The sequence below is a fragment of the Rhodococcus sp. 05-2255-3B1 genome (assembly GCF_002258545.1).
GTDB lineage: Bacteria > Actinomycetota > Actinomycetes > Mycobacteriales > Mycobacteriaceae > Rhodococcoides.
Map to the genome: position 1 here is coordinate 114,164 of NZ_NOZC01000007.1, position 12,231 is coordinate 126,394.

A 12,231-nucleotide genomic window follows, 5' to 3' on the forward strand; every position below is an offset into this window, starting at 1 on the left:
CGACGAGGTTGATCACGCCCTGGGAGGGCCGATCATGACCGACGTACGCACATCCAGCACTCGCCAAAGTGGGCGAGGTCGATCCCAGATCGACAAGTTCTTCGACATCACCGGTCGCGGTTCGACGCTCTCACGCGAAATTCGCGGTGGCGTCACCACATTCGTGGCCATGGCCTACCTGATCGTCCTCATTCCGCTGATCATCGGTGATGCCCGCGATGTCACCGGTGCCACGCTCGATCCGGCTCAGCTGTCGACCATGGTGGCATTGTCGGCCGGTCTGACGACCATCCTGATGGGGGTCGTCGGAAACGCGCCCCTCGCCATGGCGGCCGGCCTCGGGGTGACGCCCATCGTGGTGTTCCAGGCAGCCCCGTACATGACCTGGCCGCAGGCGATGGGACTGGTGGTTCTCGAGGGCGTCGTCATCGTGGTCTTCGCTCTCACCGGCGTGCGTCAACTCATCATGGATGCCATACCTCTGGTCCTCAAACAGGCGATCGGTGTCGGAATCGGCGCGTTCATCGCGCTCATCGGACTCGTCGACGCCGGGTTCGTCGGGCACCACGAGTCAGCAGCCACCGCGGTCACCCTCGGCACGTTCGGCAAGCTCGCCGGCTGGCCCGTGTTCGTCTTCTGTGTCGGCCTGATCTTGATGATCATGCTGTTCGTGCGGAAGGTGCCGGGTGCGATGCTCATCGGAATCTTCGTGGCCACCAATCTGGCGATCGTCCTGAACTCGGTGTTCGACATCGCACCGGAGGCCTGGGGACCGGTTGTTCCGAAGGTGCCCGATTCCATCGTCGCCACACCACAATTCGACCTGCTGTTCAACGTCGACCTGTTCGGCGGGTTCGCTCGGGCCGGAATCGTCACCGCGTCGGTCGTTCTGTTCACTCTCGTTCTCTCGGGCTTCTTCGACGCGATGGGTACCATCCTCGGAGTCGGTGAAGAGGCCGGACTGGTCGACAAGCAGGGCAGGATGCCCGGCCTGAGCCGCATCCTCACCGTCGACGGCATCGGTGCCATCGTCGGTGGTGCGATCAACGGATCTGCGAACACGGCCGTTGTGGAGTCCGCGGCGGGGGTCACCGAGGGTGCGCGAACGGGTCTCGCCAGCGTCGTCACCGGCGGATTGTTGACGAGCCTGATCTTCTTCACTCCGCTGGCCGGCGTGGTTCCGGTCGGTGCCGCGGCCCCGGCCCTGGTTCTGGTCGGTGCGCTGATGATGACGCACGTACGCAAGATCGACTGGGAGAACACCGAAATCGCGATCCCGGCCTTCCTGACCATCGTGCTGATGCCCTTCACGTACTCGATCACCGTCGGAGTCGCGGCGGGTGTCATCGCGTACACCCTCGTCCGCCTCGCCAAAGGCAAAGCGCGTCAGACGCATTGGCTGCTGTATCTGATGTCGGGCATCTTCCTGATCTACTTCGCCCTGCACCCGATCGAAGAAGCGTTGGGAATCTCGTAACGTGAAAGAGATCGTCGATCGTCTGACCGCCTGGGACCACGCGGGTGTTCCCTACGCGGTGGCGACAGTCATCGCGGTGTCCGGAAGTGCTCCACGACTTCCGGGTGCCGCGATGGCGGTCTGCGCCGACGGTGAGGCCGTCGGCAGCGTCTCCGGCGGCTGCGTCGAAGGAGCCGTGTACGAATTGTGCCAGCAGGTTCTCGAGACCGGCGAGTGCAAGCGAGAGTCGTTCGGCTACAGCGATATCGACGCCTTTGCGGTCGGCCTGACATGCGGGGGTGTGATCGAGGTCTTCGTCCGCCTCGGGCCGCCGCGGTCCGTACTCGCGGCCATCGCATCGGATACTGCAGTGGCCACGGTGACGGTGCTCTCCGAGTCCGGGGAGTCGCTCGCGGTGTCTTCGACGGCAACGATCGGCAGCACCGGTTTCGCCGACGTCGACGCGGTGGTCGTCGGTGAGGCGCTGGCGATGTTGGACTCCGGCGGTATCGGTATCCGGTCGGTGCGGTGCAGGCCGGACCTCGATGTGTTCGTGCAGTCGTACGCAACCGCCCCGCGGCTACTGATCTTCGGAGCCATCGACTACGCCGGAGCGCTCGCCCGCGTGGGCAAGTTCCTCGGCTACCACGTCACGGTGTGCGACGCGCGGCCCGTATTTGCGACTGCTGCACGGTTTCCCGACGCCGACGAGGTGGTGACCGAATGGCCGCACAGCTATCTGGCGCGGACGGCAGTCGATGCCCGAACGGTGATCTGCGTGCTCACCCACGACGCCAAGTTCGATGTGCCGCTGCTCGAAGTAGCGTTGCGACTGCCCGTGGCGTTCGTGGGGGCTATGGGATCGCGCCGGACTCACGACGATCGCGCGGCCCGGTTGCGTGACGTCGGATTGACCGAGCAGGAGCTCGCACGCTTGAAGTCTCCGATCGGTCTGGACCTGGGAGCCCGAACGCCCGAGGAGACTGCGCTGGCCATCGCGGCGGAATTCGTCGCCGTGCGACGCGGGGGTAGTGCGCTGCCACTGACACGTACGGCCGGTCCGATTCACCACGACGGGGCGGACGCCAAGTACGCATAGTTCGATGCGCCAGGGCTCGGAGCCACATGCGGTATCGCTGCCGCGGTTCATCGACCGTCTCGCCAAGGCCGCTCGGCCCATTCCTGATTCGGGGCATCCGTAAGCCGACTCCTCGATTATCGGGCTCCGCTCGGCGATCAGAGGTTCTGGTTGTAAAAGTTCGAGAGCCTGTCGACTGCCTGATCCACATACCTCGGCTCGTCGTACATTTCGTAGTGGCCGGCACCGTCGACGATGAGCAGGTCGACGGGGTTCGGGGCCATGTCCCACAATGCCATTCCTGCTTCGTACTGGCCGGTGTTGCCCTTCCGACCGGCGATGATCACTTGGAGGGGTTGGGTGAGCAGCGGATCGACGAGGTGAAATGCGTCGTAGCCCATCAGAAGTGAATCGCTTCGTGACAGTCGGCGGTTGGTAGAACGTTCGTGGCTGCCGCGCGGGGTCCGGTAAAAGGCGATCGCCTGAGTGCTGTCGATGTCCGTGATACCAAGTGCAACTGCATCTTCGGGAGTGTCGGGCAGCCAGTTCACGCGCTCGACCGTACCTGCGGCCACGTGCGCTGATCGGGCCGCGGCGAGTTCGTCGAGGGCTACGGCTGGGCCGTTGAGGGCTGAGCCCGCGCGCCAGGCCGCTCCGATGTTGCTCGCGACGACGGTGCCGACGGCTTTGATGCGGTGGTCGGTGCGGGCCGTGTGGACTGCGTATCCGCCTCCAGCGCAGATCCCGAGGGTTCCGATGCGTTCGGCATCGATCATGTCGAGTTTCGTTACTTCGTCGATCACGTACGAGATGTCCTCGCCCCGACGGTAGGGATCTTCGAGATCGCGTGGTTCGCCGCTGCTCTCGCCTTGGTAGGCGGGGTCGAACGTGATGGCTGCGATTCCCCGGCGGGCGAGCGCTGCTGCATAGTTGGCACCGATCTGCTCCTTGACGCTGCTGCCCGGCGTGGACAGCACGATGAGTGGATGCGGCTGCGTCTGATCGAAATTGCTGGGTAGGTGGAGATCGGCTGCCAGGGTGAGGGTGCCTCGAGGGATGGATAGATGCTCGATCATGAAAGCGTCTCTCGTATTCTTGTTCAGCTTCGCAATGCATGCAAAGCATGATTGTTCGATATGAAACTAGTACGAAACTGTACCAGTTGAGGAGGGCGCATGCAGTCGACCGATTCGGCACAGTTGTGGAAATTGAACCACCGGCTCTTGACGCGAGTGATGAACGCGGCAGCGCCGCAGTTCGACGATCTCGGGATCGAGACCAAGGAGTTCTTCGTTCTCGACGAGGTGGACAACTGCAAACACCCCGCCGAGCTGGCCGCACAATTGATGCTGCCCAAAGCCAGTGTCACGGTCTATCTTCGTGCACTTGTCGCCAAAGGCTTGGTTACCCGAGAGATCGATGAAACCGATCTACGTCGTCATCGACTATCGACAACGACGGAAGGCCGGCTGGTCTTGGAGCGTGCGCTTGCTGCTCTGGCGAAAGAGTTCGGCGCGATGATGGACAAGTTGGATGAACAAGACAGAGCCGACTTTCGGAGGATCCTGCTGTCGATCGTTACGAACGACTAGTCGAGCCAGTCTCGTCAGGAGAACTGTCCGACGCAGTCGGGCCGGGTTGCCTCGCGAGTTCGCTCGGCTTGCGAGACCAGCGCTGCGTGCCGTTTCAGCCGCCGGAGCCGATCACTGGTCTCGGAAGTGCTTGTAACGCAGGGTTTTTTGGACTCAGCGGCGCTCATACAAGCTTTCTGGTGAGCCCCTCGGTTGCCTCGGCTGTGTACGACATCGTGATCCTTGGCGTGACGCCGATCGATTGACCCACTCTCGTGACCAATACGGTTCAGAGATCCAGGAAGACGACGCCCGGTCGTAACCTGATCGCCTCCGGCACGGATCACTTCGCCGGACCCTGCACGAAACAATGCATTCAGCGGCCTTGAACCGCGGGCTTTCGTTTCTTGTCGGAGGGTCGCGATACTCTTTGTTCAGTTCGAACATGCGTTCTGAATTGTTGCTCACCGGGGGGTGAATGGGGATGGCAGTACCGACCGTGTCGCTGGAGGCGTTGACCGCGGCCGCGCGTGCGGAGAATCGGCAGGCCGCCCGCAAGATCACCGCCTGTTACGAGGTTCATCGGAGCTGGATCACCCTCGACACCGAGCACAAGCAGTACAGCCGATACGGGCGCACCGAAATGGCGGTCGCGTTGGGATGTTCGGCGACGGTCGCCGAATCGTACGTCTCGATCGCCGTCGCTTTGCACACCCGATTGCCACTGTTGCGCGCGGCGTTCGAGACCGGTGAGGTCGACCTTGCGCGGGTTCGGACGGTATGCCGGATCCTCGACAACCTGAGCGACGACATCGTGAAGAAGGTCGAGGACGAGATCGTCGAGGCGGCCCACCGGTTGTCACCGGGCCCGCTCGAGAAGGAGATCTGGGACATCCTGCTGCGGGTCGCACCCGAGGAGGCAGCAGCGTTGCGGGAGTTCGCGAAGAAGTTCCGCACCGTCACCTACACCCCGGCCGGGGAACTGGCCCGCATTCGGGCGGAGTTGACCGCACCCGAAGCCGCCGCCGCATGGCAGCTGCTCGAGGAGATGGCCGACACCCTCTGCCCGAAAGACCCGCGTGGGAAGAAGGAACGCCTGTGCGATGCCTTCATGGCCCGCATGCACGGCGAACCCCGCCTGGAATGCTTGTGCCAAAGGGAGAACTGCCCGAAGAAGGATGCGGTGCTGCCGGATCGGCGGGTGCCGCTCACGATGATCACCGTCGACATCGCCACCCTGATCGGCCTGCTCTCGAACCCTGCGTATCTGGCCGGTCATGGTTCCATCGACCCCGACCTCGCCCGGGAACTCGCACGCAACAGTCAGTGGCAGGTCCTGCTGACCGAAGCGATCACCCTCGCCGAATCCCTCGGCCTCGCCGTCCAGAACCCGGAGACAGGGGAATGGGAACGAACACCGAAAGAGCAAGAGCAGGAGTCGGACCCAGGGTCGGCTGCGACATCGGACACGGACACCGACAAGTCAGCGCCAGCGGGCGCCGTTCCGGGCACGGCGGCGGGGGCGGTACCGGATTCGGATGCGGATGCCTCTGCGGGCACCGACACGACTGCCGAGACACCCACGGACGCGAACGCAGGTGCAGGTGCAGGTGCAGGTGCAGGTGCACAGAATGCATCGACGGCTGATTCGAGTGCGGAGACAGCTTCGGCGTCGGAACCAACCGGGCCCAGTTCTCCTGCACCCGAACACAGCTCGCCGGCAGGAGATAGGGTCGATCAGGTCGACAATCCGGTGCCTATCACCGAGCCCGCGACCGACCCGGCAGCAGCTACCACCCCAGGCTCAGGCCCAGCCCACAAGCACGCAGCAACAACCGCTTCGGCGGCTATAACCAAGCCGCCACCGGAGCCGTGTAAGGCGACCGGCCCAGAGCCAGTGGCGTCACCAGCACCCGCACCGACTTCGTCGACACCTGTCCAACAGAGGCCGACCGCTGATCCGGCGCCAGATACGAGCGAAAACCAATCTCCCACTGCACCATCCGATACCACCAGGAACCACGAAACCGGCAGTGACGAGGAAACTATCAGTGGATCCGATCCCACACCGATCGGTAGTCCGGCACCGAGTACTCGCCCAGGTGCGGGTACCGATACCGAGGATCGACCTCCGCGCCGCCTGCAATCGTTGACCTCAGCCGCAGCGCTGTTCTGTACCCACACCCCTGTCGGCCGGGGCACACGGCACAGCTCTGCCCTCGACCTGCCCTCTGCGACCCGGCGCAACAACCGCACGATCCACACACCGGTAAGCCGCACACCCGGCGACCTCTATCTCGGCAACGCCTCCCTTGCCGCCGCACTCGAAGCCGCCATCGCCGCCGACCCCACCCTCGGAAAGTCGGTACCCCGCGACCCACTCACCGACCGCGCCCTGATCTACCGACCCGACACTCTCACCAGCGCAGCGGTCCGATTCCGCGACAAACACTGCCGCTTCCCCGGCTGCCACCGCCCCGCCGCCCGCTGCCAACTCGACCACGTGAACCCGTTCGACCACACCAACCCTCTCGGCGGCGGCTGGACCACCGTCAACAATCTGCAATGCCTCTGCGAATACCACCACACCGTCAAAACCGCCGGCTACTGGAAAGCCACCATGCTCCCCGGCGGAGCCATCCTGTGGACATCGACATCGAAGACCACCCGAATCACCCTTCCCGCCAACGGCACCGCCGTCCCCATCCTCGGAAACGACCTCAGACCACACATCCCCACCCAACCGAAACGATCCGGCATCATCGCCTACCCCAACCCACCCGACAACCAGGAGCAGGAGACAGACGACACGGCAGCACCGCCGTTCTAGGCGCGCGCCAACAAACGCCCGGTCGAGGATTCCGATCCCGCGATCCAGGACCGCCGCACCACACCCGACAGCCCGAGTCGGTCGTACGCCGTCACCGGATTACGGTGGTACAGCTGCGCGACGTCGACGGTGAACCGTTCGTCGGGTGCGAACACCACAAGATCTGCAGCGCAACCGATATCGATGCGTCCGCGATCGGCCATACCGACCTGATCGGCAGTATTCGTGGCCATCCACCGCACGATGTCGGTCAGTGCGAACCCACGGGCACGCGCCTCCGTCCACACCGCAGCGAGCGAGACCTGCAACGACGCGATCCCGCCCCACGCATCACCGAAGTCTCCGGTGTCGAACCTCTTCAGATCCGGCGTGCAGGGGGAGTGGTCGGTGACGATGGTATCGATCGTGCCGTCGGACAAACCCTGCCACAACAACTTTCGATTGCCGGCCTCGCGGATCGGCGGGCAACACTTGAACTGGGTGGCGCCCGCCGGCACTGCTTCCGCATCGAAACACAGGTAATGCGGGCAGGTCTCGACGGTCACCCGCACCCCGTCGCGCTTCGCCGCCGCAATCATCGGCAACGCATCGGCACTCGACAGATGCAGAATATGCACCCGGCACCCCGTCCTCCGCGACAACTCGATCACCTGCTCGATGGCCCGGTTCTCGGCGGCACGTGGACGCGATTCCAAGAATCCCGAGTACTCACGACCCGTCGCCGACGGTGCCTCGGCGATCACCTCGGCGTTCTCGGCGTGCACGATCATCAACCCGTCGAACGACGCGATCTCGATCAGAGCTTTCTCGAGCTCCGGAATCGTCAGCGGCGGAAATTCGTCCACGCCCGACGCGAGCAGAAAGCACTTGAAGCCGAACACCCCCGCCTCGTGCAGCGGCCGCAGCTGCTCGACATTTCCCGGAACGGCACCACCCCAGAAGCCGACGTTGACGACCGACTGATCCGCCGCCACCCGCCGCTTGATCTCCAAGGCCGCGACGTCCACCGTCGGCGGGATGCTGTTGAGCGGCATATCGACGATGGTCGTGATGCCTCCCGCGGCCGCGGCTCGGGTCGCGCTGGCGAACCCTTCCCAGTCGGTGCGCCCCGGCTCGTTGACGTGCACATGGGTGTCCACCAAACCCGGCAGCAGCACCTCGTCCGGCCCCAGCTCGACCGCCACCTCCGCGGACGCGCGGGCATCCACGGAGTCGATGGCCACGATTCGGCCGTCACGAACGGAGATCGAGGCCGCAACCTCCCGTCCGCCGATCACCGCCCGCGACGCGCGAACAAGCAGATCAGACTGCACTGGAGACACTCTGGAGCTCCGAGGACTTCCACGCGATGTCGGCCGCATCGAGAGCTTCGGCGTCGAGCTCACCGAACAACCGCAATCGGGACAGTCCGCCGTCGGGGTACACGTCCAGTCGCAGGTGTGTGTACGCGTCGGCCTCGTTCAACAGGAAGCGATGGCGGGTGTCCGGCTGGACGGCGGTGCGGGGCAGAATCTCGGTCCATGCCGTCGGGTCCGTGATGTGTCGGCGACGAGAATCGATGGCGCTGAGTCGAATCCACCCCGGTGCGTTCCCGACGTAGTAGCTGGTATCGACCTCCACGTGGCGCGGGGCACCGGGCGATGCGAGAGCGAACACTGCGAAATCGTTGCCGCCGTTGCGTCGTCGAGAGTTCTCCCAGCCTTCGCCCATGTTGCGAGCACGCCCGGGCAGGATGATGTTGGCCGGCGAGGAGTAGAAGGCGTCGGAGCACTCGGTGAGCCGAGCGCCGTTCTCCGCGGCCAGCAGGTCGACGGTGCCTGCGAGGAACCGCGGATCCTGCACCACCTGGCCGTGCACACGGAACCGGGCGACGCCGCCGTCGGGGTAGATCGACAGACGCACATGCGTCCACCGGTGCCGATCGGCCACCTCGTACCTGTTCGCGGTGTCACCGGCCGCCGGGGACTTGTCGACGATGGCGTGCCACTCCGCATTCTGCACATCCTCGATGGACGGATAGCCCTCGATCGACGCAGCCTCGACGGACACGAACGGCGGGTAGTTGCCGGTGAAGTGAGCGGTGTCGACCACGACGCCGTGCACGATGCCCGGGGCGCCCAGTCGCACGATCGCCCAGTCGTGACCGCCCTCGTCACGGCGACGGCGAGTCTCCCACCCGTCGTACACCTTTCCCTTGTGGCCGAAGTCCGCTGGATCGAACAGCGGAGCATCGGGCTTGATCAGGTTCTCGCGCTGGGCGAACAATTCGTCGTTCGCTGCGGAGACGCTGCCGCCGAGCGCCCGAGATGCCAGATCGGTCAGAGTGGTGAAATCGGTTCCGGTCATGAAGTTCCTTCCAAAATGTGTGTGGTGGCCAAGGTTCGGCCCACCTCGTGCAACAGCCGGGCCGCGTCACGCATCGAGATCCGAGGGTCCGGCTCCAGCTCGGTCAGTGCATAGGAGGCGGTGATTCCGTAGGGACGCAATCGATCCACACCGACGGTGCTCCGTCCGGCGACGGTGATCACCGGGACACCGGCTGCACGTGCGGTGTTCGCGACACCGATCGGTGCCTTGCCGTGCAGGCTCTGCTCGTCCAGCGAGCCCTCACCGGTGACGACCAGATCGGCCGACGCCAGAGCGCTACCGAAGTCGATCAGTTCGAGCACCGTCTCGATCCCCGGCTTGGCCGCGGCACCCAGTACGGCCATGGCACCGAAGGCGGTTCCGCCGGCCGCCCCTGCGCCCGCCAGGCCGCTGAGGTCACGGCCGATTGCGTTGCGCACCAGATGCGACCACTGCCGCATGCCGTGTTCCAGATACAGCAACTCCTGCGGTCCGGCACCCTTCTGCGGGCCGTAGACCGCCGCGGCTCCGGTGACACCGAGCAACGGATTGTCGACGTCACACGCCAGCTCGAACACCGCGTTCCGAGCCGACGGCATCAATCCGCTCAGATCGAGGTGGACTGCACCGCGGAGCGGACCACCACCGCGCGCCACCTCGCCTCCGCCGGCATCGAGGATGCGCGCACCGAGCGCGACGAGCATGCCCGCGCCGCCGTCGGTGGAGGCACTGCCCCCGAGCCCGACGACGATACGCCGCGCACCCGAAACAGACCCGGAACCTGACTCGAGCGCGTGCGCGATTACAGTACCGACACCGAATGTGCTCGCTCCCAACGCATCCGGCTCACCGCCGGGCAGGAGCTCGAGCCCGACCGCCGACGCCAGCTCGACAACAGCGGTGTCACCGCGACGGGCATACGACGTCTCCACCGGCTCACCCGTCGGCCCCGCGCACGTGACGGCCACTCGATCCCACCCGGCGGTGACGGCAGCGTCGACGGTGCCGTCACCCCCATCGGCGACGGGCAGGCACACCGTCTCGAGGGACGAGTCGACCGAGAGCATCCCCGACGCCAACGCCCGCGCGACCTCGGCCGCCGACAGCGAGCCCTTGAACTTGTCCGGAGCGAGCAGAATGCGCGTCATCTCTAGTCCAGCAGAAGCAACGCGGTCGGCGCGTCGGACGAGGTGGTTGCCAGCTCCTCGAACTCGCCGACGTTGTCGATCTCGGTGCCCATCGAGATGTTGGTGACCCGCTCGAGGATGATCTCCACGACGACGGGAACCTTGTGCTCGTTGGCCAGAGTCCTGGCCCGCACCAGCGTCTCGCCGATGAGGTCGGGATCGGTGACGCGAAGCGCTTTGCAGCCCAATCCTTCTGCCACCCGAACATGGTCGACGCCGTAGCCCTTGGGGATACCGGGCTGCGTGTCCTGTGATTCCTGAGTATTGATGTTGTCGAACCCCAGCTGCACGCAGAAGTCCATGTCGAACGCGCGCTGCGCCTGCCGGATCAGCCCGAGGTACGAGTTGTTCACCACCACGTGCACGTACGGCAGGTTGAACTGTGCGCCGACAGCGAGTTCTTCGATCATGAACTGGAAATCGTAATCTCCCGACAGTGCAACGACATTCGCCTTGGGATCGGCTGCCACCGCACCCAGTGCCGCGGGAATGGTCCAGCCGAGCGGGCCGGCCTGCCCGCAGTTGATCCAGTTGCGCGGGGAGTAGACGTGCAGGAACTGACCGCCCGCGATCTGCGAGAGCCCGATGGTGCTGACGTAGCGGGTGTCTCGGTCGAAGACCTTGTTCATCTCCTCGTACACGCGCTGCGGCTTGATCGGCACGTTGTCGAAGTGGGTGCGGCGATGCATCGTGCGCTTGCGGGTCGCACAGTCCTCGACCCAGCCCGAGAGATCGCGCACCGTGCCTGCCGCCCGACGTTCTTCGGCAACGGCCACGAACTGCTCGAGGGCGGCCTTGGCGTCGGAGATGATGCCGTAGTCCGGTGCGAAGACGCGTCCGATCTGGGTCGGCTCGATGTCGACGTGGACGAACTTGCGGCCCTTGCGGTACGTGTCCAGTCCGCCGGTATGCCGATTGGCCCAGCGGTTTCCGATGCCGAGCACGAAGTCCGAGGCCAGCAGGGTCGCGTTGCCGTACCGGTGCGCGGTCTGCAGCCCGACCATGCCTGCGGCGAGACGGTGATCGTCCGGGATCGTGCCCCAGCCCATCAGGGTCGGGATGACCGGGACGTCGAGTATCTCGGCGAGCTGGACGAGCAGGTCCGAGGCATCGGCGTTGATGATGCCGCCGCCGGCCACGATCAACGGGCGCTCGGCCGCGAGCAGCATGTCGATGGCCTTCTCGGCCTGGGCGCGCGAGGCGACGGGCTTGTGCACGGGCAGCGATTGGTAGGTGTCGGGATCGAAGTCGATCTCGGCCAGCTGCACGTCGATGGGCAGGTCGATCAACACCGGTCCCGGACGGCCGGATCGCATCAGGTGAAATGCCTGAGCGAACGCACCGGGAACCTGAGCCGGTTCGAGCACGGTCATCGCCATCTTGGTCACCGGTGCGGCGATCGCCGCGATGTCGACGGCCTGGAAGTCCTCCTTGTGCAGCCGCGCAACCGGGGCCTGGCCGGTGATGGCGAGGATCGGAATGGAGTCGGCCATGGCCGAATACAGCCCGGTGATCATGTCGGTACCGGCCGGGCCGGAGGTTCCGATGCAGATGCCGATGTTGCCCGGTGCCGCTCTGGTGAACCCCTCCGCCATGTGCGAGGCACCCTCGACGTGGCGGGCCAGCACGTGGCGGATCCCACCGTGATCGCGCATCGCCGCGTAGAAGGGATTGATTGCCGCACCGGGGAGACCGAATGCGGTTGTGGCACCTTCGAGTTCGAGTATCTTCACTGCGGCATCGGCCGCGCGCATCCTGGGCAT

The 12,231-nt window shown here is 65.0% G+C and carries 9 protein-coding genes; 4 read left to right on the forward strand and 5 right to left on the reverse strand.

The window, feature by feature from the left end; all coding sequences use genetic code 11:
• Window positions 1-34 precede the first annotated feature (34 nt).
• Both CH249_RS04705 and CH249_RS04710 read left to right on the forward strand, forming a co-directional pair.
• Complete coding sequence (locus CH249_RS04705) at window positions 35-1,477, forward strand: NCS2 family permease (protein WP_094646172.1); 1,443 nt, start codon at window positions 35-37, stop codon at window positions 1,475-1,477.
• Window position 1,478: 1 nt separating this feature from the next.
• Window positions 1,479-2,555, forward strand: a complete 1,077-nt coding sequence (locus CH249_RS04710; RefSeq protein ID WP_218828378.1) for an XdhC family protein — start codon at window positions 1,479-1,481, stop codon at window positions 2,553-2,555.
• A gap of 137 nt (window positions 2,556-2,692) precedes the next feature.
• Here the strand turns inward: CH249_RS04710 and CH249_RS04715 are convergent, their stop codons facing one another.
• Window positions 2,693-3,610, reverse strand: coding sequence for an alpha/beta hydrolase (locus CH249_RS04715; RefSeq protein ID WP_094629119.1), 918 nt, complete (start codon window positions 3,608-3,610; stop codon window positions 2,693-2,695).
• A 99-nt stretch (window positions 3,611-3,709) separates the two neighbouring features.
• Between CH249_RS04715 and CH249_RS04720 the strand changes: the two genes are divergently transcribed.
• Complete coding sequence (locus tag CH249_RS04720; protein WP_094629118.1) at window positions 3,710-4,126, forward strand: MarR family winged helix-turn-helix transcriptional regulator; 417 nt, start codon at window positions 3,710-3,712, stop codon at window positions 4,124-4,126.
• A 463-nt stretch (window positions 4,127-4,589) separates the two neighbouring features.
• Window positions 4,590-6,935: a DUF222 domain-containing protein gene (locus tag CH249_RS04725; RefSeq protein ID WP_179273130.1), complete on the forward strand. Its 2,346-nt coding sequence runs from the start codon at window positions 4,590-4,592 to the stop codon at window positions 6,933-6,935.
• Here CH249_RS04725 and allB read toward each other — a convergent pair.
• Genes allB through gcl form a run of 4 tightly spaced genes read right to left on the reverse strand, consistent with a single transcriptional unit; the run spans window position 6,932 to window position 12,231 of the window.
• A complete protein-coding gene (allB, locus tag CH249_RS04730; RefSeq protein WP_094698893.1) occupies window positions 6,932-8,296 on the reverse strand; it encodes an allantoinase AllB in 1,365 nt (454 codons plus the stop codon). The genes CH249_RS04725 and allB overlap by 4 nt on opposite strands.
• Window positions 8,238-9,281 carry an allantoicase gene (alc, locus tag CH249_RS04735; RefSeq protein ID WP_094646175.1) on the reverse strand — a complete coding sequence of 348 codons (1,044 nt, stop codon included), beginning with the start codon at window positions 9,279-9,281 and terminating at the stop codon, window positions 8,238-8,240. The genes allB and alc overlap by 59 nt, the downstream gene beginning before the upstream one ends.
• On the reverse strand, window positions 9,278-10,429 hold the full coding sequence (locus tag CH249_RS04740) for a glycerate kinase (protein WP_094646176.1): 1,152 nt from the start codon (window positions 10,427-10,429) through the stop codon (window positions 9,278-9,280). Before CH249_RS04740 ends, alc begins: the two co-directional genes overlap by 4 nt.
• A gap of 2 nt (window positions 10,430-10,431) precedes the next feature.
• Window positions 10,432-12,231: a glyoxylate carboligase gene (gcl, locus tag CH249_RS04745; RefSeq protein ID WP_094646177.1), complete on the reverse strand. Its 1,800-nt coding sequence runs from the start codon at window positions 12,229-12,231 to the stop codon at window positions 10,432-10,434.